The organism is Allomuricauda sp. CAU 1633 (assembly GCF_017313225.1).
Taxonomy (GTDB): Bacteria; Bacteroidota; Bacteroidia; order Flavobacteriales; family Flavobacteriaceae; genus Flagellimonas.
Genome location: NZ_JAFLNE010000003.1, coordinates 503339 through 524901, shown reverse-complemented (window position 1 = coordinate 524901; position 21563 = coordinate 503339). Strand labels below are relative to the sequence as shown.

Annotated in this window: 18 protein-coding genes; 11 read left to right on the top strand and 7 right to left on the bottom strand. The window is 42.0% G+C overall.

The window, feature by feature from the left end:
- Positions 1 to 67: 67 nt before the first annotated feature.
- Positions 68 to 889 carry a universal stress protein gene (locus tag J0X14_RS11825; protein WP_207097981.1) on the bottom strand — a complete coding sequence of 274 codons (822 nt, stop codon included), beginning with the start codon at positions 887 to 889 and terminating at the stop codon, positions 68 to 70.
- Positions 890 to 907: 18 nt separating this feature from the next.
- Positions 908 to 2266, bottom strand: coding sequence for an oxygen-independent coproporphyrinogen III oxidase (gene hemN, locus J0X14_RS11820; RefSeq protein WP_207097980.1), 1359 nt, complete (start codon positions 2264 to 2266; stop codon positions 908 to 910).
- Positions 2267 to 2427: 161 nt separating this feature from the next.
- On the opposite strand from hemN, the gene J0X14_RS11815 reads away from it, so the two are divergent.
- Together J0X14_RS11815 and J0X14_RS11810 are read left to right on the top strand one after the other, a co-directional pair.
- A complete protein-coding gene (locus tag J0X14_RS11815; RefSeq protein ID WP_207097979.1) occupies positions 2428 to 4272 on the top strand; it encodes a CBS domain-containing protein in 1845 nt (614 codons plus the stop codon).
- Positions 4273 to 4274: 2 nt separating this feature from the next.
- Complete coding sequence (locus J0X14_RS11810; protein ID WP_207097978.1) at positions 4275 to 5450, top strand: succinylglutamate desuccinylase/aspartoacylase family protein; 1176 nt, start codon at positions 4275 to 4277, stop codon at positions 5448 to 5450.
- Positions 5451 to 5506: 56 nt separating this feature from the next.
- Here the strand turns inward: J0X14_RS11810 and J0X14_RS11805 are convergent, their stop codons facing one another.
- The 3 genes from J0X14_RS11805 to J0X14_RS11795 all read right to left on the bottom strand — a co-directional run bounded on the left by J0X14_RS11805 (position 5507) and on the right by J0X14_RS11795 (position 8112).
- A complete protein-coding gene (locus J0X14_RS11805; protein WP_207097977.1) occupies positions 5507 to 6232 on the bottom strand; it encodes an energy transducer TonB in 726 nt (241 codons plus the stop codon).
- An 89-nt stretch (positions 6233 to 6321) separates the two neighbouring features.
- Complete coding sequence (locus tag J0X14_RS11800; RefSeq protein ID WP_207097976.1) at positions 6322 to 7044, bottom strand: DUF2490 domain-containing protein; 723 nt, start codon at positions 7042 to 7044, stop codon at positions 6322 to 6324.
- Positions 7045 to 7134: 90 nt separating this feature from the next.
- Positions 7135 to 8112, bottom strand: a complete 978-nt coding sequence (locus J0X14_RS11795; protein WP_207097975.1) for an ROK family protein — start codon at positions 8110 to 8112, stop codon at positions 7135 to 7137.
- Between the two features lie 194 nt (positions 8113 to 8306).
- Here J0X14_RS11795 and J0X14_RS11790 point away from each other — a divergent pair, with 194 nt between their 5' ends.
- The 6 genes from J0X14_RS11790 to J0X14_RS11765 all read left to right on the top strand — a co-directional run bounded on the left by J0X14_RS11790 (position 8307) and on the right by J0X14_RS11765 (position 14976).
- The gene (locus J0X14_RS11790) at positions 8307 to 9098 is read left to right on the top strand and encodes a universal stress protein (RefSeq protein ID WP_207097974.1); all 792 of its coding nucleotides are present in this window, start codon (positions 8307 to 8309) and stop codon (positions 9096 to 9098) included.
- Between the two features lie 27 nt (positions 9099 to 9125).
- Positions 9126 to 10961 carry an SLC13 family permease gene (locus tag J0X14_RS11785; protein ID WP_207097973.1) on the top strand — a complete coding sequence of 612 codons (1836 nt, stop codon included), beginning with the start codon at positions 9126 to 9128 and terminating at the stop codon, positions 10959 to 10961.
- A gap of 18 nt (positions 10962 to 10979) precedes the next feature.
- Positions 10980 to 12596, top strand: a complete 1617-nt coding sequence (gene pckA / locus J0X14_RS11780) for a phosphoenolpyruvate carboxykinase (ATP) (RefSeq protein ID WP_207097972.1) — start codon at positions 10980 to 10982, stop codon at positions 12594 to 12596.
- A gap of 12 nt (positions 12597 to 12608) precedes the next feature.
- Positions 12609 to 13928: an ATP-dependent 6-phosphofructokinase gene (locus J0X14_RS11775; RefSeq protein ID WP_207097971.1), complete on the top strand. Its 1320-nt coding sequence runs from the start codon at positions 12609 to 12611 to the stop codon at positions 13926 to 13928.
- 78 nt (positions 13929 to 14006) lie between these two features.
- The gene (locus tag J0X14_RS11770; RefSeq protein ID WP_207097970.1) at positions 14007 to 14306 is read left to right on the top strand and encodes an HPF/RaiA family ribosome-associated protein; all 300 of its coding nucleotides are present in this window, start codon (positions 14007 to 14009) and stop codon (positions 14304 to 14306) included.
- A 40-nt stretch (positions 14307 to 14346) separates the two neighbouring features.
- Positions 14347 to 14976, top strand: a complete 630-nt coding sequence (locus tag J0X14_RS11765; protein WP_207097969.1) for a hypothetical protein — start codon at positions 14347 to 14349, stop codon at positions 14974 to 14976.
- 247 nt (positions 14977 to 15223) lie between these two features.
- Here the strand turns inward: J0X14_RS11765 and J0X14_RS11760 are convergent, their stop codons facing one another.
- Complete coding sequence (locus tag J0X14_RS11760) at positions 15224 to 16615, bottom strand: sugar porter family MFS transporter (protein ID WP_207097968.1); 1392 nt, start codon at positions 16613 to 16615, stop codon at positions 15224 to 15226.
- A 32-nt stretch (positions 16616 to 16647) separates the two neighbouring features.
- The gene (locus J0X14_RS11755) at positions 16648 to 17892 is read right to left on the bottom strand and encodes a 3-deoxy-D-manno-octulosonic acid transferase (protein WP_317194447.1); all 1245 of its coding nucleotides are present in this window, start codon (positions 17890 to 17892) and stop codon (positions 16648 to 16650) included.
- 79 nt (positions 17893 to 17971) lie between these two features.
- Here J0X14_RS11755 and J0X14_RS11750 point away from each other — a divergent pair, with 79 nt between their 5' ends.
- The 3 genes from J0X14_RS11750 (at position 17972) to J0X14_RS11740 (ending at position 21553) form a co-directional block, all read left to right on the top strand.
- Positions 17972 to 19126, top strand: a complete 1155-nt coding sequence (locus J0X14_RS11750; protein ID WP_207097967.1) for a DegT/DnrJ/EryC1/StrS family aminotransferase — start codon at positions 17972 to 17974, stop codon at positions 19124 to 19126.
- A gap of 1 nt (position 19127) precedes the next feature.
- Positions 19128 to 20144, top strand: a complete 1017-nt coding sequence (gene galE / locus J0X14_RS11745) for a UDP-glucose 4-epimerase GalE (protein ID WP_207097966.1) — start codon at positions 19128 to 19130, stop codon at positions 20142 to 20144.
- Positions 20145 to 20275: 131 nt separating this feature from the next.
- Positions 20276 to 21553, top strand: a complete 1278-nt coding sequence (locus J0X14_RS11740; protein ID WP_207097965.1) for a metal-dependent hydrolase family protein — start codon at positions 20276 to 20278, stop codon at positions 21551 to 21553.
- The last annotated feature ends 10 nt before the right edge of the window (positions 21554 to 21563 follow it).

Sequence of the window (21563 nt, the reverse complement as noted above, 5' to 3'; positions counted from 1 at the left end):
AGGGGAGCCGGTTTAAACTGACTCCCCTTTCTTGGATTGCATGAAACCAATCAAAAAAATGCAACCATCAAATTTTAAAGGTCATTACAGGGATGTTGGAATGATTGGCAATATCTTCCCCAATACTTCCCATAAAAAAGTGGGACAATCCCCTTCTACCGTGGGTGGGTATGCCAATAATGTCGGCCATTACCTTATCACAATAATTGAGGACTCCTTTTTCAACAGTGTAGTCGTTATAGATTTCAACTGTTAAGCCAAGCTTGGCCGTATCCAAAAATTTGGAGACTTTTTCATAGGCATCATCGGTGCTCAAAAATTCATCCCCAGGTGTATTGATGTAGATCAACTGTAATTTGGATTTCAAAAGTTTGGCCATTTCCACAGCTTTTTTAAGAGCAGGAACATTTTCTTCCGAAAAATCGCAGGCAAAAACAAAGTTTTTGGGCTTAAATCCGTTCATTTCGCCTTTAATGACCAGTACAGGGACATCAGAGGTGCGAACAACACGCTCTGTGTTAGATCCTATAAAGATTTCTTGGAGTCCATCGGTACCATGGGAACCCATGACAATAAGATCGGCGTTGTGCTTTTCGGCAACTTCGTTTACTTCACTAAAAACTTTGTAATGTTTAATGACGGGGACAATGTTGACATCCTTTAAATAAGGTTTGTCCAAAAAGTCGGCAAATCGTTTTTCGCCAATTTTAATCAAGTGGACCACTTGTTCTTGGGACACATAGCCCGATTCGCTCATAATGGCCGGTGAAAGCTCCAACATGTGGAGCACCAACAACTCGGCCTTGTTTTCTTTGGCCAAGGATGCAGCCACTTTTAGGGCGTTTTCAGATTGTTCTGAAAAATCTACGGGTACAACTATACTTTTCATTTGTTTGTTTTTTATAGGTTAAACGGTCATGGAAAATATTCGGGTTTCCGGTTTCTTCCGGTGTAATTTTAAGTCAAAGGCCATACTGATGTTTCTCACAAAAGGCCTACCTTTTTCGGTTACTGAAATCTTATTTTCTCCTATCTCCACCAAACCATCAGATTCCATTTCCGATAGGTTGTTGATGATACTTTGAAAATCGACTATCTTAGCTTCTTCCATCTCCCAAGAAGTTTCAAATCGGCACATGAGATTAAGAATGTGCTTTCTTATGATTTCATCCTCTTGGTTAAGGATATGTCCCCTAAAAATAGGGATAACTCCGTGTGAAACCAAATGTTCATATTCTTCCAAACTTTTTACATTTTGGGCAAATCCATACCAACTATCACTGATGCTGGATACACCCAGACCAATCATTAATTTGGTCTTGGATGGGGTATAGCCCATAAAATTTCGATGCAAGGTTCCATGGGTCAAGGCGGTATACAGGTCATCAGTAGGTAGGGCAAAATGGTCCATTCCCACATCTTTATACCCAAAATCCGTCAACATTTTTTTGCCCATTTCATATTGTGCTTTTTTCACCACGGAAGAGGGAAGGTCGGCCTCTTTGTAGCCTCGTTGTCCATTTCCTTTGAGCCAAGGCACATGGGCGTAACTGTAAAATGCTATGCGATCCGGTTTAAGGGCATTGGTTTTTTTAATGGTTTCCTCCACGTGAACACAATCTTGAAATGGGAGTCCATAGATAATATCATGCCCCACAGAGGTATACCCAATTTCTTTGGCCCATTCAGTCACATTTTTTACATTTTCAAAGGGCTGGATTCGGTTGATGGCCCTTTGAACGGTCATATTATAGTCTTGCACACCGTAACAGACCCTTCTGAACCCTACATCAAAAAGGGCCTGTAGATGCGCTTTGGTTGTATTGTTGGGATGCCCTTCAAAACTGAATTGGGCGTTTTCAGCCTTTTTGCTTTGCAAAAGAATCCCATCTATCAATAGTTGTAAGTTTTCAGGAGAAAAGAATGTGGGAGTTCCCCCGCCCAAATGAAGCTCTTTAATGATGGGTTTGGTGCCCAACAAATCTACATATAAGTTCCATTCCTTTAGAACACTGTTAATGTAGGGAAGTTCCAACTCATGTCTTTTGGTGATGCGCTTATGGCAGCCACAAAACGTGCACATGCTCTCACAAAAAGGAAGATGTATGTATAAGCTGATTCCTTCTTTGGGATTTTCCTGAAAGGCCCTCAATACAGTCGATTTCCAGCGTTTACCTGAAAAATCGTCCAAATCCCAATACGGAACCGTTGGGTAACTGGTGTACCTTGGGCCAGGCACATTGTATTTCTGTACTAATCCACACATAACTCATACCATTATATTACAAGACCAAAATTAGTGGCAGGACTCAGTATAAAACATGATAAATGTCAGTCCATTACAAATCAATACCTGATAACTGTCATTTTTTGGCTCTGCTGCACTTCGTAGCTTTAACATTCCTAACACGTTCAATTACCATAACAATGGGAGAGCATATCATTGAAAGCAAGTTTAATGAGGAAGAACGCAAAGCGTTCGTTCAGCATTTAATTGAGGATATAAGAGCTCTGGAATTAATGATGATGGGGGGCTTGATAGAGGATGATATACGCCGAATAGGCGCCGAACAGGAAATGTGCCTTATTAACCGGGAATATAGACCAGCTCCCTTATCCCTAGACATCATTAGGGATATTGATGATTCCCACTTTACAACCGAACTGGCAAGTTACAATCTAGAGGCCAATCTTGACCCTGTAAAACTCGAAGGTAATTGCTTTGCAGCTGTTGAGAAGCAGCTGAATGGATTATTGGGAAAGGCCAAAACCCATGCAGCAAAGCACGGTGCAAAAGTGTTGTTGACAGGAATCTTGCCCACCATTTCCAAAGATGAGTTGGGGATGGATTTTATGACCCCCATTCCCCGGTATTATAGGATAAATGATGTTTTAAAAGCATGGCGGGGGGATGATTTCACCCTCAGGATCAAGGGAGTGGATGAATTATCATTGCACCATGACTCCGTACTTTTTGAGGCCTGCAACACCAGTTTTCAACTTCACTTGCAGGTCAAGCCTGATGATTTTATAAAGAGCTACAATTGGGCACAGGCCATAGCTGGACCGGTTTTGGGGGTTTCCTGCAACTCTCCTCTACTGTTGGGCAAGGAACTTTGGAAAGAAACCCGTATTGCCCTTTTTCAACAAAGTCTGGACACCCGTAAATGGACCAATGCCGTAAAAGAACAGGTAGCCAGGGTTTTCTTTGGGGAACGATGGCAAGAAGAATCGGTGGTTCAAATCTTTAAGGAAGATATTTCCACCCATCGCATTGTTCTTACCAAACCCATTGAGAAAAACTCCCTCCAGCTTTTGGAAGAAGGAAACATTCCAAAACTGGAGGCATTACACCTTTTCAATAGCACAGTGTACCGTTGGAACAGACCTTGTTATGGGGTGGGCAACGGAAAACCGCATCTGCGGATAGAGAATAGGTACATTCCCTCAGGCCCTTCAGTAATTGATCAAATGGCCAATTTTGCCTTTTGGATAGGATTGATGGTAGGGCGGCCCAAAAAGTTTGACAATATGCCAGCCATTATGGATTTTAGGGAGGCCAAGCTCAATTTCATAAAATCGGCCATGAACGGAAGACAAACCGTTTTTACCTGGTTGGGTATGCCCATAACCCTTAAAAAATTGGTGATAGGTGAACTGCTTCCCATCGCTTATGAAGGGTTAAAAAAGGTAAATATTGACGAAGGTGATATTCAAAATTTGCTAGGAATTGTGGAAAACAGAGTGCGAATGGGCACGGGAGCGGAATGGCAAATTGGAAACTACAGGGAGCTCAGAAAACAGATGAAGCAAGATAGCGCATTGGTACAGTTGACCAAGGCGATGTATACCAACCAGAAAACCAATAAACCTGTACATGAATGGTCTTCCATCAAGGAAATTACCAAGAAAAGGGAGTCCTTTAAGTGGGTGGGGCAAATTATGTCCACCAGACTCATGAAACTCTATGCGGATGATTTTGCCAACTTGGCCATTTCCATTATGCAGTGGAACAACATCCATCATCTGCCCGTTGAGAACACCAAAGGTGAGTTAGTGGGACTATTGACCTGGAGTCACATAGAGAAATTGGGAGAAATCGACATAAATGGGGCTAGAGTATCTGATATTATGATTAAAGATGTGGTCACCGTGCAGCCCAAAACAGAAATCAATACAGCCAAAAAAATAATGAAAGAACACCAAATAGGGTGCTTGCCAGTTTGCGTGGACTCCAATGTGGTGGGAATCATAAGCAAAGTTGATTTATGATCATGCAGGAAGTACAAAAAAATGACCTAAAAGAGACAACAACGGTTGAACGAATTATTGGTCATTTATCAGGAAATAGAGAGGGGCCAACCGTGGTTTTCTTTGCAGGTATCCATGGCAATGAACCTGCAGGTGTGCTTGCCCTAAAACAGGTCTTTAAAAGGCTAATAGCAAAGAAGGTTGATTTAGAGGGTGAAATATTTGCGGTGGCCGGTAATCTGGGGGCGCTTAAAAAGCAGGTAAGGTTTCAGGCTGTGGATTTAAACCGTATCTGGTTTCCGGAACGAATAAGCAATATACTATCCGACGAGCACAATAATAATGCAGAGGAAGAGGAGTTGAAATTACTTTATGGCGTACTCTGCAAAATATTGGAAAAAGGAAACCCTCCTTTCTATTTTATTGATCTGCACACCACTTCCAGCGATACAACGCCTTTTATAGTACTCAATGACAGTTTGTTGAATAGAAAGTATGCATCAAACTATCCATTGCCCATTATTTTGGGGATTGAAGAATATCTTGAAGGAGCTTTATTGAGTTATATCAACGAATTGGGATATGTGTCCTTGGGTTTTGAAAGTGGTCAGCACAATGATAGTAAAGCCGTAGAAAATTGCGTGGATTTTATTGAGTTCACCCTACAACTGACAGATGTGGTCCGTACATCGAAAAGCGATGGAAATGGATTTAATAATGCCAGCCATACGTTTTATGAAATCTATCATCAGCACACCATCGGTGCAGAAGATATATTCAGAATGTTCCCTGGATTTACAAACTTTCAGGAGGTTCCAAAAGGAACGGAGATTGCTGTGAATAATGATGCTGTGCTGAAGACCAAAAAAAGAAGACAGATTTTTATGCCCTTATACCAAGATCAGGGCGGGGAGGGTTTTTACTTTATTAGGCCCATTCCCAAATTTTTGTTGTGGTTGTCCAAAGAGCTACGACGTTTTAAAGTAGACCATCTTTTAGTAAAATTGCCCGGAGTCCAATGGAAATCAGACAAAAAAGATACTCTTCTCGTCGACCAAAGAATTGCCCGTTTTATGGCAAAATCCATTTTTCACTTATTGGGCTACAGAGCCAGACAATTTGATGAAACCCATTTGGTGGTCAAGAGTCGGGAAATAGCCTCTAGGAACAATGAATATAAAGGCGCTGGCTGGTTTTAAATAAAAAAGCGACTCAAAATTAATTGAGCCGCTTTCTCCAATTTTGGTGTTAATCATCAATTCATTACAAAACTTATGGGTATGCTGTATTTTACACTAACAGCTTTTCCGCGCTGTTGTCCAGGCTTCACATTGGGCAATGCGGCTATAATTCTAGCTGCTTCGTCTTCCAATAAACGGTCAGGACCTCTCTTTTGGATATTGGTCACATGACCTTGGGAGTCAATGACAAACTGTACATAGACCCTTCCGGTAATTTGCATTTCCAATGCACTTGGAGGGTATTTGAAGTTTTTCATAACATGCTCCTGTACTTTTTCGTTAAAGCATGCTTTGCGCTCAGCTTGGGTTTCGTAGACTTCACATCCTGGGAAAACAGGCACATACTCTATAATCGCAAAGGGAACAATAACCTCTTCCTCAACCTCTTCAACCTCCACATCTTCCACGCTAACAATAGCATCTTCAATATAGGTCTCCTGGCTACTCTCTGTACTTTCAATAACAGTTTCTTCAACCTCTTCAACATCCTCCACAATTTCTATGACATCTGGCGCAGATGGTGGAGGGGGTGGTGGAGTGGTACGCAACATTTCTGTAACGGGAACATCTTCCTTAAGGTCATCCATGACTTCAACAACATCTGAAACCTTGGACTCCTTCTCATAAATTTTCACTTCCAAGGATTGCCATGTAAGGAACAAGACCGAAGTAAGGCCTATCATGAAATAAAGACTGCTATTGCGTCCTATTTCTGCGTTTGGGTTCTTTTTTGGTTTCATGACTTTTACTATTTGATTGAGATAAAGGTAGCTAGGTCACTACTCAAAAAATATGATAAAAATCAGGTTACAACTTGCAAAATGGTATTTTACGGATTTGCTTCCGCCAGTAGGGCAAGATCCTTTTTGGTAAGGTCAATATAGAATGATAACCCAACCTGTACCATATCTTCCCTAACTTTTGAAAACTGTCGGTTTAAATAACCAATATCCATGCTTAGTGATGGAGTAAGTTTTTGCCCCATACCAATGAAAAGCCGGTTTTGGTTGAAGGTTTCTTCCTCTAGATTTAAAATGATTTCATTATAGCATTTAAAATAAACGTTCTTGTGTACAGGTCTTACAAATTGCAGGCGATATCTGACTCGGTTATTTGGAGAGGCATTTTCAGAATGGATGGGCCTGTAATTCTCCACACGCCATCTTTGGGAAATAGAGCTCTTTCCAAACTTGGACTTTAGGCTATATTCTCCATAAATCCAAAATTGGCTACTATTTTTTGGCGATGTAGTGTCTGTATAGCTATTCATGTTTAAGAAGGCCACTCCCCCGGTAAATGTTGATGAAGCATCAAGGTTGAAGGATGCTCCTGTCCGTACAAAAGAGAATCCATAGTTTTCCCAAATGGTATTGTTCTTTATAATCGCAACGGTGGGAATGCTCCATTGCTCGTGAATTTTTGTGTTTCCGGAGAGGACAAACCATGAACCAGGTTGATGTTCGCTAAAATCTTGTCCATAAAGGCAGTTTTGGGAAGCAATTAGGAGTACAACTGAACAAAGTACACTAAAATAACACTTTGTAAACCCCATACTTTACGGCTTTGAAGGTTGGAGTACAAAGTTTTGTTCTAAAAATCCTTTAAAAGTATGATACTTATCAGCTTCTAGATTAAATTTAGATTACGCATTGGAGTTGACCCTATTTTTTTGATTTTCCCAAATCAATGCGGCGGCACCGCAAATGGCTGCCGTTTTGCCTTCCATTTCTGAGTACATCAGTTTTACCTTGCTCTTATATACTTGCAAAAGATTGGCATTGAAATATTTTTCCAAGGGCTCCATGATCCATTTCCCACTATTGGTGAGCCCTCCCATTAAAATAAAAGCTTCAGGCTGGGTGAATGCCGTAAAGTTGGCCAAGGCCAATCCCATTATTTTAGCTGTATAATCAAATGCCTTTAGAGCAATTTCATCGCCTTCTTCCGCCGCTTTGGTAATATCCTCACCATGGAGGTCATTATAGGCCACACTTCTAAATCTGCTGTCCACCGTATACTTGCTCATCATATATAGAATAGTGCGTTTTAAGCCAGTGGCGGATACATAGGCTTCCAATCCGCCCCGGACCCCAAGCCCGGTCAACCTGCCATCGCCCAAAGTCATGTCCACGTGGCCCAACTCGCCGGCAAAACCATCGTACCCATCAATTAATTGGCCATTGGCCACAATACCGGCGCCAAAACCAGTGCCCAAGGTGATTACAATAAAATCGGTCATATTCCTAGCTCCGCCAAAGAGCATTTCACCCAAAGCGGCAGCACTGGCGTCGTTCATAATGCGCATGGGCATGGGCATACGTTCCTGTAACTTTTTAAGGATGGGAACACTTTCTTTCCACACCAAATTACTGGCATTTTCTATGGTGCCATTTTTACTAGAGGCATTTGGAGCTCCAATGCCACAACCCAAAACGTTGACCTCATTTCCCATTTTTTGGATGAGTTCGTCTGATTTGGTCTTGATTTGGTCCAAATAATCGTTCAGGTTTGGGAAGTCCTTTGTCCTAAAAAAAGTTTTTTCAAGGCATTCCCCGTTTTGGTCGACCAGCCCTATCTTGGTTTTGGTTCCGCCAATGTCCACACCTATTACAATATCCATAGTTAAACTAGCATGCTTTTGTTGTTTTTAAATATAACCATTATCATTTCAAAAAATAACTCTGAAGGCTTTTAAATAGGGAGATTTTTTGTTAATATGGTTCAAAAGTTAGAAACCTGACTTCTGTCATATTTTAGGTCGCAGGACGACTCTACTTTTGAAATGAAAGTTTTGAATAATTTAAAATTTGAGGTATGAGCAATATTAAAAAAATAGTAGTCCCTTTCGATTTTTCAGAAGCCTCTTTGAATGCATTGGAGTACGTGGCCAATTTTGTGGGATCAGACCGACCCATTGCCATTTTAGCCTTATACGTGGGTGTAATGCCAACCAGCAAAGCGGAAGAAGATGAACTAAAGAAGGATTTTGCAAAAGTGCTGGAATCCTTCAATGTAAGGTTGAAGGTAGAACCTGATTTTCAAACTGCTACTGGTGATTTGATCAGTACCATCCTAAAAGTGGAAGAGGAAAGCAATGCAGATTTGATCATGATGGGCACCATGGGAGACAAAATCACCGATGAGGCCATTACCAATACCTCTAGATTGGTACTCGATGCCAATTGCCCGGTAATATCAATCCCTTATGGATGCAGCATCAAAGAGCCTAAGGACATTGCTTTGGTCATGGGCGGCGAAAAAATTGACGATAAAGAGGTGTTGACCACCCTCTTGGACATTGCCCGTACCTTTGACTCCAAAGTCCACGTCTTGACCATTTATAAGGAATCGGTTTATGCGGAGGAATCTATAGTGGACAGCACAGAGAACTTGTTGGAATACTACTTGGAGCATTTTTATGTGGAACATACATTCAATAAAAATGAAGATGTGGAAGAAGGTATTTTGGATTACATCAATGAAAAGAACATTGATATGTTGGCCATTTTGCCCAGAAACCATACCGAAAAGAGTAGCCCGTCCGAGGGTCGTTTAACAAAACTGTTGACGTTGCATTCAGAGATTCCGGTTCTGGCATTGGACTGATACACTAACCCCAATCAATAAGAAAGCATGCTGCCACTGCTGGTTATTTTGGGTATTACGATCATACTATTCGTTTGGGGGAAGTTTCCTCCAGACGTGGTGGCCCTGATGGCCATGCTTTCGCTCTACTTGACCGGGATATTGGATATTGGGGAAACCTTGACGGGCTTCAGCAACCCAACGGTGATAATGATTGCCGCCTTGTTCATTATCGGTGAAGGACTTTCCAGAACTGGTTGGACGGCAGTTGCAGGCCAGTGTTTCGTTAGATGGGCAAAAAAGAAGGTGCCCAGATTGTTGGTCATCATAACCTTGGGATCCAGTTTGCTCTCTGGTTTTGTGAGCAATACGGGAACGGTAGCTGCGTTATTGCCAGTTACGGTCACCGCGGCTTGGAATGCAGGTACATTGCCTTCAAAATTATTGATACCTGTAGCTTTTGGCTCAAATACGGGTGGGTTGCTCACCTTAACAGGAACCCCGCCCAACATCATTGTGAGCAATGCACTGGAAGAAAATGGGGTCACAGGATTTTCGTTCTTTGAATTTGGATTGATAGGCGTCCCTTTATTGGTCATATCCATACTCTATTTTCGGTATTTGGGATATAAACTGCTCCCCAATCACCGAACAGACAATAGACCTATGGCCATAGACCAAGAGATGCATAAATGGATCAAGAACTACAGTATTGGCGACAATATGTATCGTTTGCGGGTTAGATCCATGTCCCAATTGATCAACACCAATATAGGCGATTGGGATTTTGAGGAAACCCACAAAGTGTCCGTAATGCGATTAAAACGAAGGCACCCCAATCCACTTCAAGGCATACCCCAGTTCGTGGAAATGCCCGGTGATGATACCGAAATGCGCTATCACGATATTATTACGGTAAAGGGAAAAGCTGAAGATGTGGATAAATTGGTTTTGAAGTTTCATTTGGGGGTAGTGCCGTGGAAACCCGAAAAAGACACCCTCAAAAGAGAGTTGATCAATCAAGAAGTAGGTATGGCCGAAATGATTATTACCCCAAACTCCGTTTTTGTGGGGAAAACCATTCCATTGGGACACTATTTAAGCCAAGCTGGAATACAGTTGTTGGCCGCCTCAAGACACAATCGCCCTTTGGACGGAAGAATAAAGATTGAGGCAGGCGATGCATTCATCATTCGTGGCCAATGGGATAATATTGAGGGACTCACATCGATGTATGAAAATTTGGTGATTTCTGGAAGTCCAGAGGCCCTGGCCAAAAATGTGGATGTGCTCACTCCAAGAAGCTATATTGCTCTTGGCACGCTTATTTTAATGATACTGCTTTTGGTGCTAAATATACTTCCTGGGGCAATTGCAGCTTTGATTTGTGCTGGAATTATGATGTTGACCGGTTGTGTGCCCATCTCGAAAGCTTACAAGGGTATCAGTTGGACCAGTGTTGTAATGATTGCGGCCATGATTCCCATGGGATTGGCTTTGCAAAAAACGGGCGTGGCCCAATTGGCAGCCAATAGTTTGGTGGAGAGCTTGGGAGCCATACACCCATCAGCACTTTTGGCCGGGATATTTTTGTTGACCGCTGCGTTCAGTCAAGCCATTAACAACTCAGCCACGGCAGTTTTAATGGCACCTATTGCTATTATGGCATCAATGACATTGGGAGTATCACCAAAACCGTTTATGATTGCCGTCGCGGTAAGTGCATCAACCGCTTTTTTAACCCCAGTGGGTACAACCACCAACGCCATGGTGATGGCAGCGGGGGGATACAAATTTTTGGATTATGTAAGAGTGGGAGGACCATTACTTCTCTTATTTTTTTTGGCAACACTACTATTGGTTCCATGGATTTGGAACTTCTAACCTATAAAAACAACAAATATGAGCACAACTAAAGACTTAAGTAAGTACGGATTAAAGGATGTTACTGCCCATTGGAATCTTAATGCCGAAACCCTTCAAAAAATAACGGTGGAAAAGGGGATGGGTGTTGAGACGGAAAATGGTACCCTTTGTGTAAAAACTGGAAAATTCACCGGACGCTCTCCCAAAGATCGTTTTTTGGTGAAGGACGACTATACAAAAGACAAGGTTTGGTGGGGCCGGATCAATAAACCGATTTCCCCTGAAAACTTTGATGAACTTCACAGTGAGATTGTTAAGTATCTAAGTGGGAAGGAAGTCTATGTGCGCGATGCCTACGTCTGCGCCGAACCCAAATATCGCATGAATGTAAGGACTGTTACCGAATACCCTTGGTCCAACTACTTTATTAAAAATATGTTTTTGCGGTTGGATGAAAGTGAACTGGAAAACTTTGAAGAAGAATGGTTAGTGCTTTGTGCTCCTGGCTATGAAGCGCCCAATCCTTCGGAAGTAGGAATCCTAAGTGGCAATTTCTCCATCTTGAATTTCACCAAGAAAATAGCCTTGGTCGGAGGGTCGGCCTATACCGGTGAGATGAAAAAAGGTATTTTTTCGGCCCTAAACCTTATTCTACCCATAGAAAAAGAAGTATTGCCCATGCACTGCTCGGCCAATGTGGGTGAAGCAGGGGACACCGCCATTTTCTTTGGACTTTCCGGAACTGGAAAGACCACCTTGTCCGCAGACCCGGACCGTAAACTAATCGGGGATGATGAGCATGGCTGGACCAAGGAGGACACCATATTCAATTTTGAAGGAGGTTGTTATGCCAAGGTAATTGATCTTACCGAGGAAAAGGAACCCGATATTTTTCGGGCCATCCGTCCTGGTGCGCTTCTGGAAAACATCGTTTTCAAGGAAGGGACCAAAGAAGTGGACTATTTTGACAGCAGCATAACCCAAAATACCAGGGTGAGCTATCCCATTGACCATATTGACAATATTCAAGTGCCTTCGTATGCATCCAACCCAAAGAATATCTTTTTCCTCACCTGTGATGCCTTTGGCGTATTGCCCCCGGTCTCCAAATTGACACCAGGTCAGGCGGCATACCATTTTATCTCAGGTTATACCGCCAAGGTAGCAGGTACCGAAGCGGGAATCAATGAGCCTGTACCTTCGTTTTCAGCTTGTTTCGGAGAACCTTTTATGCCCTTGCATCCTGCAGTCTATGCTGAAATGTTGAGCAATAAGATGACTGCTGCAGGAGTAAATGTCTGGTTGATCAATACCGGATGGAGTGGTGGCCCTTATGGTGTGGGATCCCGAATAAAGTTAAAATATACCCGGGCAATGATTTCCGCCATTCTAGAAGGGAAATTGGATGATGTTGATTTGGATGTACACCCTATCTTTGGATTACATATGCCCAAATATTGTCCAGGTGTGCCATCGGAGTTGTTGGACCCCATGAACACTTGGTTGCAAAAAGGAGCCTATGTGAGCAAGGCCATTCAATTGGCACACTCCTTCCATTTAAATTTTGATAAGTTTGCGAGTCAAGCTTCAGACGAAATCCTAAATGGAGGGCCGCTGATTGATTCGCATCACAGCTTGACCGAACATTTTTAAGAACAGACCAAAGTGGATAGCAAAAACCAATTTCAAATAGAAAACCTAGGCCCGGCCAAATTCAAATCCCCCTTGCAATTGAGCGAGGTTAAGGGAGATAAGATTTTTAATTTCATCAGAGATGCGGACAGGTTCGTCTTTGATTTGTCCCTGGAAGGGTACAACCAATGTCTTCAAAAGGGGGAAGAACCGTTGTGTTTGGAAAAGGCAGGTCCTAGGCAAGATATCTTTTTTGAGCCCGGAAAAACCTCGGCTGCAATTGTTACCTGCGGTGGTTTATGCCCGGGAATCAATAATGTGATTCGAGGTGTGGTTATGGCGCTGCATTATTTCTACGGCGTAAAGCGGATTATTGGTATACCCTACGGGTATGAAGGACTCAATCCGGAAAAGGGCCATCAATTTGTGGAGTTGACACCAGACAAGGTAAAGGACATCCATCAATTTGGAGGAACCTTTTTGGGATCTTCACGCGGAGGGCAAGATGTTTCGGTGATGGTGGATACTTTGGAAAAGAACAAGATTGACATGCTATTTGCCATTGGCGGAGATGGAACACTGAAAGGGGTCAATGCCATTGGTGAGGAAATTATGAAGCGAAATTCAAAAATCAGTGTGGTGGGGATTCCAAAAACCATTGACAACGATATTGACCTGATTGATGAATCTTTTGGATATGAAACTGCGTTTGATGTGGCCAGTCCCATCCTACGGGATGCCCATAATGAGGCAACTGGGGCGTATAACGGCATCACCATCATAAAATTGATGGGCAGGGATAGTGGCTTTATTGCTGCTTCAGCTGCTTTGGCCATGCCCGTAGTTAACTTTGTGCTCATTCCCGAAATGGATTTTACTCTGGGAGGTGATGACGGTTTCCTAAAGGTTTTGGAGCGCCGCTTGGAACAAAAAAAGCATGCTGTAATTGTTGTGGCGGAAGGGGCAGGTCAGCAATTGTTTGAGGATGAGAATAGGGTCAAGGATGCTTCGGGCAATATAAAGCATAAGGATATTGGTCTATTCTTGAAAGAGAAAATAGCGGAGCATTTTCAGGATACATCGGTCACCATAAAATATATCGACCCAAGCTATATTGTACGGAGTGCACCGGCCAATTCCAGTGATAGTGTGTATTGCAGTCGTTTGGCGTATCATGCCGTACATGGTGCCATGGCTGGGAAGACCAAATTTGTAGCCAGTAAAGTCAACAACAAATATGTGTATGTACCCATCGCCGAAGTGACCAAAAAACGGAAAAAGATAGATTTAGAGGGCGAATTTTGGTTTTCAGTATTGCAGAGCACGGGACAACCCTTCTCCTTGGGACAATAATGCAATTCTAAGCTGACATTTGTCATTTAATTTACTCTTTAAGTATTATAGATTTGAATATAAATCAAAACAATTATCATGGAAGTACATGTTCAATATCAAAAGATGCAAACCAGTGAATCATTAACACAACTTTTAATGAAAAAACTGGAAGGTTTGGAGAATAAGTACAGTTGGTTGATCAAGGCCAATGTACTATTTAAGCAAGAAAATGATAAAACCGGTGAAGGTAAGGTGTGCGAAATCGAGCTGAGTGCACCCGGTCCCCGGATTTTTGCTAAATCCAACTCCGATGATTTTGAGAAATCCATGGCTAAAACAGTTGAAGATTTAAGAAGGCAGTTGGAAAAAAGACAAGAAACATTTTCAACGTATTAAAATATATCTTTGCTGCGCATGAAGTTTTAAATTCATTCCAATGAAATCAAAAATAGGGGTCATCGGTATTTTACTCCTCATGAGCTGTTCCAGTACCAAGCTTGTAAGCACCTGGAAGAATCCAGATATTGTGCTTTTTGATGCCCACAAGGTTCTGGTAGTGGGTTTGGCACAGGATGAGAATATCCGCATGGAGTTTGAGAGTAGATTGGCCGATAAGTTGGAAGAAAAACAGATTGAAGCCATGCGCAGCATTGATGTTTTTGATGTTGAATTTACATCGGCGCAAAGGTCTGAAGAAGAAATTGCCTTAGTGGAGCAACAATTGTTGGATAAAGATTTTGATGCCATTTTGTTTACCAAGGTGGTTGCTACTGAAAACAAGAGAACGCTAAAGGAAAAGGTGCACAACATTGATAGAATGTTCATGCGTTTCAGCACGGACTATCTGGAGCATCAAGATATTTATTATGACCCTGAGTCTTATGACTCATTCAATATATATCACGTGGAAACCTCCTTGTATTGTATTTGTGATGGGAAGGAAATGGAATTGATTTGGAGGGGTGATCTTGACGTTACCGAGACGGTAAAGGTTGATAAGACGATTGACACCTATATTAAACTGATAACGGACAAAATGGGGGAACAGGAAATCATTTTTTATTAAGAGGATAGGCCAATCGCTTCCAAAATGCCTAAAAAGTCCAACAAGATACAAACGGGTATTGCAATCAAAATAATGATGAGGACAAAGACCATTATTCGTAAAAACCCAACCATAAGTTTATTCCCAAAAGAAATTTCATCAGACATAATAGTGTAATTTACTCCAATGTACGGAATTATTCAGTTATTGCCCCTAACAACCAAAGGGTTATTCGATTAAAGGTTGAATTTATAGAGTAGTGGTTGTGTTAACTGGATTTACCGTTTTTGCTACTCAGCATTTTTCCCAATTCCTCCAAACTCACCCCTTTGGTCTCGGGCATCATAAAAATGACCCAAAGCAACTGGAGCACCATCATAAAGGCAAAAAAGATAAAGATGGGCCAAGGGTTGTCCTTAAAAATTCCTATCTCCGAATCCAGAAAGGTTGGGGTCAATAATGTGATTAATGCCGCAAATACCCAGTGGGTTCCCGTTCCCCAAGACTGACCATAAGAGCGAACCTTATTGGGAAATATTTCTGAGATGAAAACCCAAATTACGGCCCCTTGTCCAATAGCATGGGAGGCAATAAATACTAATATGAAGATCAGCAGTAGCACAGAACTGGCACCCGAATAAAAACTCCAGCCTACCATGGCCAAACTTATAATATAGCCAATGGAACCAATATACATCAATTGTTTACGACCCAATTTGTCGATTAATGCTATCCCCACAAAAGTGAAGATCAAATTTATGATTCCAATGGAAATGGAACTGAAAAGGGATTCGCCAGTGGCCAATCCGGCACGTTCCAAAATTTCTGGGGCGTAGTAGAGCACAAAATTGATTCCCGAAAGTTGGTTGAAAAAGGCAATCAAAAAGGCCAGCACCAAAGCTTTGTTATATTTCCCTGAAAAAAGATTTTCCTTATGCTTCTCGGCAGTGTCCTGCAAGGCCACTTTTATTTTGGTAAGGTGAATCGTTGCCTGTTCCGTATCAATTCCTAACAGGGTCAATGACTGGATGACCACAGATTCTTCCCGGTCTTTCATGAGAAGCCATCTAGGGCTATGAGGAATCTTAACCACCATTAAGGTATAGATCAAGGCCGGTAATCCTTCCATGCCCAACATCCAACGCCAAGCTATGCTTTCGTCAAAAATGACCCCGATTAAATAATTGGAGATAAAAGCAATCAGAATACCAAAAACAATATTAAACTGGTACATGGCGGTCAACCTTCCCCTGTTTTCGGCCGTTGAAATTTCTGAAATATAGACAGGAGCAGCCACAGAAGAGGCACCAACCCCAACGCCACCAATAAACCTAAAAAATGAAAAACTATAGGCTTCGGGCGCGAAAGCAGAGCCTACCGCAGATGCTAAATAGAGAATTCCAATCCAAAAAAGGGTTTTTTTTCTTCCCAAGCGGTCAGTGGGAATACCTCCTAAAAGTGAGCCCAAAACGGTGCCCCAAAGTGCCATGGACATGATAAAAATGCCGTGAAAAGTGAAAATGGAATCGCCCAAAAACCAATTGGTGCCCCAAAGCTCTTTAATGGGTTGGTTAGCCCCAGAGATAACCACAGTATCAAAACCAAATAAAAAACCCGCTAGGGCAGCGGTTACAGAAATTCTAAAAATACGCTTGTCCATATTGGCTCAATTTTGCTAAAGCTAACTAAAATTTAGAGAATTTCTTTAATATGATTCATTGCCAAAGTGGTTGCGCCCAAATTGGTATTGATGTAATTTGAATTGATTTTTCCAGTTTTCGTGACGGATTCAGGATGGGTAACAAAACCATTCATCAAATCAGTGAAGTTTTCTTGATTCTGGATAGGTAAAATGCCTTTTTGGGCCACAAGATCATCAGCTTCTTTGAATCCTTTAAAATTGGGGCCGATGATAACGGGAATACCAAACACAGCAGGTTCCAAGGTATTGTGCAGTCCTGTGGCAAATCCACCTCCCACATAGGCCACATCGGCATAGCTGTAAATTTTGGTCAGCAGGCCAATAGTGTCAATAATGAGCACATCGTATTTGGAAAGGTCTTCATTGCCCAATTGGGTATAGCAGATGGTCTTTTTGGAAATGGCGCTGGTAATATGGTCAATATGGGCTTGTTTTATTTGGTGAGGTGCTATGACAAATTTGATCGGATGCTTGGTGCTGTTGATAAAATTGATCAAAATTTCCTCATCCTCTGGCCATGTGCTGCCAGCTACTACGCAAAATGCATCCCCTTTGAATTTGGACATGAAATCCAGATGGTTGTCCTGCTTTAAAATTTCAGAAACTCGGTCAAAACGAGTATCTCCGCTGACAGTTGTGTTTTTAAAATTGATGGATTCCAATAGGCGTTTCGACGTTTCATCTTGCACAAAGAAATGGGAAATGGCTTTTAAGCTGTTCCGCATAAAACCCCCCAAGGGTTTGAAGTAAATCTGTTTTTTTAAAAAGCGGCCAGATACCAATAAGGTAGGAATGTTTCTTTGCTGTAATTGGTACAGATAATTGGGCCAAATCTCGTATTTGATGAAAATGGCAAGTTCAGGATTAGTCTTATCCAAAAACTTGGAAGCATTTGAAAGCGTATCCATGGGAAGATATACCACAACATCGGCAGCAGATGTGTTTTTCTTCACTTCATATCCAGATGGAGAGAAAAAAGTCAATACAATTTTATGATTGGGGTAGGCGCTTCGAAGCTGTTCCAAAATGGGCAGACCTTGTTCATATTCACCCAATGAAGCCACATGCATCCAGATGGACTTGCTTCCTTCCAGAAGAGTGGCTTCCAGTTGAGCAAACGTCTCCTTTCGCCCAGAAACAAACAATTTTATCTTCGGATTGAAGAGAGCAATCACTTGTAGGGCGTACCAGGACAGCTTTACCAACATCGAATAAACAAAACGCGAGAGCATCATATTTTGCTAAAATACATTCTTTCATCAATAGGGCATTATGGCATCTTTATTTCTTAATTTTGAAGCATAATTTATTCGGATGAAAAAAATACAAATGGTCGACCTTAAAGGTCAATACGAAGGCATAAAAAATGAGGTCAATGATTCCATTGCAGAGATTTTGGATTCCTCGGCATTCATAAACGGACCCCATGTGCATGCTTTTCAAAGGGAACTGGAGGAATATTTGGGTGTAAAACACGTAATTCCCTGTGCCAATGGTACCGATGCCCTTCAAATTTGCATGATGGGACTTGGTTTGCAGCCGGGAGATGAGGTAATCACCGCCGATTTTACCTTTGCCGCTACTGTTGAGGTCATTGCTCTGCTAAATTTAACTCCGGTTTTGGTAGATGTGGAACCAGATACCTTCAACATCGATATAAAAGCCATTGAAAAAGCCATTACCCCAAAAACCAAGGCCATTGTTCCTGTTCACCTATTTGGACAATGTGCTGATATGGATGCCATTATGGAGCTGGCCGAAAAGCATAACCTTTATGTGATAGAAGACAATGCCCAGGCCATTGGTGCTACTTATACTTCCGCAGATGGAAAACAACAGAAAGCAGGAACCATGGGTCATGTGTCGTCCACCTCGTTTTTCCCATCCAAGAATTTAGGGTGCTATGGAGATGGCGGCGCCATTTTTACCAATGACGATGATCTGGCCCATACCATTCGGGGAATGGTAAACCATGGCATGTACAAAAGATATTACCACGATGTAGTTGGGGTAAACTCTCGTTTAGACTCCATTCAAGCTGCGGTTTTACGGGCAAAACTTCCCAAATTGGATATGTATAATAAAAAGCGATGGGAAGCCGCATCAAAATACAGTAAGGCTTTTGAGGGACAGGAAAACATTGTGGTGCCAAAAATCACATGTGTCTGTGAAGGAGGAAATAGTACCTGTGATTGTCATGTGTTCCACCAGTATACCATCAAAATATTGAATGGGAAAAGGGACGGATTGGTACAACATTTACAGGATAACAACGTTCCCTGTGGTGTGTATTATCCAGTTCCGTTGCACAAGCAAAAAGCGTATGCGGATGACCGTTACAATGAAGAGGATTTTCCGGTGACCAATCAATTGGTACAAGAAGTGATCTCGCTCCCCATGCATACCGAATTGGATGATGAACAGATTCAATTTATTACCAACTTGGTCATTGACTTTGTAAATAAATAAGATGAAAATACTTGTTACGGGAGGATTGGGTTTTATTGGTTCCCATACCGTTGTTGAATTGCAAAATGAAGGCTTTGAGGTGGTTGTCATTGATAACCTTTCCAATTCATCCATCGATGTGCTGGATGGGATTGAGGCCATTACTGGGAAACGTCCCATTTTTGAAGAATTGGATCTGAGGGAAAAATCCAAAGTCCAAAATTTCTTTAAAAAGCATAGCGATGTTCAGGGCGTAATCCACTTTTCGGCATCAAAAGCTGTTGGGGAAAGTGTGGAAAAGCCTTTGTTGTATTATGAAAATAACTTGGGAGTGTTGGTATACATCCTTCAAGAGTTAAAGAAAAAGGGAGGAGCCAGCTTTATTTTCAGTAGTTCATGCACAGTGTATGGCCAAGCGGATAAAATGCCAATTACCGAAGACGCTCCTGTAAAACCCGCCGAATCACCTTATGGAAACACAAAACAAGTTGGCGAGGAAATTATCCGGGATACGTGTAAGGTAAATCCAGATATTAAAGCCATTGCCCTTAGGTATTTTAATCCTATTGGAGCACACCCCAGTGCCAATATCGGTGAGTTGCCCTTGGGAGTGCCTCAGAACTTGGTTCCTTATATAACCCAAACAGGAGTTGGATTACGGGAACAATTATCGGTTTTTGGCGATGACTATCCAACACCGGATGGTACCTGTATTCGGGATTATATCCACGTAGTGGATTTGGCAAAAGCGCATGTAAAAGCATTGCAGCGTTTGCTCAATGACAAAAATGAAGACAATTATGAGGTTTTTAACCTTGGAACTGGGACCGGTAGCTCGGTATTGGAGGTAATCCATAGTTTTGAGCGTGTGTCTGGAAAAAAATTAAACTATAAAATCGTGGACAGAAGGTCTGGAGATGTTATCCAGGCCTATGCAGATACTTCAAAGGCCAATGAGGTCCTTGGATGGAAAGCGGAATCCACCTTGGATGAAGCCATGAAATCGGCATGGGAATGGGAGAAGAAGGTGAGAGGTTAACAACCTTAATATCATAGTGGCCTGTCTTTTTGGACAGGCTTTTTTTGAAAATCAATTGTACTCTAAGCTCTTTTCCATGGAAATGAGGGAATGTATATGTATTTTAGGGGTCTAACTAATTAACCCCCATCATGAAACATCTGATTACCCTTTTCCTTTCGCTTTTTACTACTATTTTATTAGGCCAAGAAACGTATCTGCATTGTGGTCGTTTGGTTGATGTCAATTCAGGAAAGATTCTTACCGAAAAGACAATAATAATCTCAGGCAATACGATTAAATCCATAGGTAATGGATATCAAACAGGCGTTGCTGATGCTGCGGTAATCGACTTAAAAGATAAAACAGTGCTCCCGGGTTTTATTGACATGCATGTGCACATGGAAGGACAATCCAGCCCAAATACCTATATACAGAAGTTTACATTGAATGAAGCTGATGTGGCACTTCAATCCACAGTCTACGCAAAGAATACCTTAATGGCTGGGTTTACCACGGTTCGTGATTTGGGCGGAAGTGGTGTAAACATTGCTTTACGGAATGCCATTAATAAAGGAGCCATTGTTGGCCCAAGGATTTTTACAGCCGGTAAGGCCATTGGAACTACCGGAGGTCATGCAGACCCAACCAATGGTATGAAAAAAGATCTTATGGGAGACCCTGGACCAAAGGAGGGGGTGGTCAATTCTCCGGAAGATGCCAGAAAGGCCGTAAGGCAACGTTATAAAGATGGTGCGGATGTCATTAAGATTACGGCAACGGGAGGTGTTTTAAGTGTGGCCAAAAGCGGTCAAAATCCTCAGTTTACCATTGAGGAGATAAAGGAAATAACTTCAACGGCCAAGGACTATAATATGCTCACAGCTGCCCATGCCCATGGAGATGAAGGGATAAAAAGAGCTATTTTGGGCGGTATAAATACCATTGAACATGGAACTTTAATGAGTGAAGCTACCATGGATCTAATGGTGGAGCACCATACCTATCTGGTGCCTACCATATCTGCAGGAAAAGAGGCTGCTGCCAAAGCTGAGATTCCAGGATATTATCCAGAGGTTGTTGCCCAAAAAGCCAGAGAAATCGGTCCTAGAATAGAAGCCATGTTCAAAATGGCCTATAAAAAGGGTGTCCCAATAGCTTTTGGTACGGATGCTGCGGTGTTTCCCCATGGTGAGAATGCCAGTGAGTTTGTATATATGGTAGAAGGAGGTATGCCCATTATGGAGGCTCTTCGTTCTGCTACGATAACCAATGCGAAACTCTTGGGTATGGAAGATAGTTTAGGGCAGATCAAAGAAGGTTACATCGCCGATATTGTTGCGGTTGAGGGGAATCCCGAAAAAGATGTGAGCACGCTAAAAAATACGGTCTTTGTAATGAAGGAAGGAAAAATATATAAATCCGAATAAACCCTAAGAT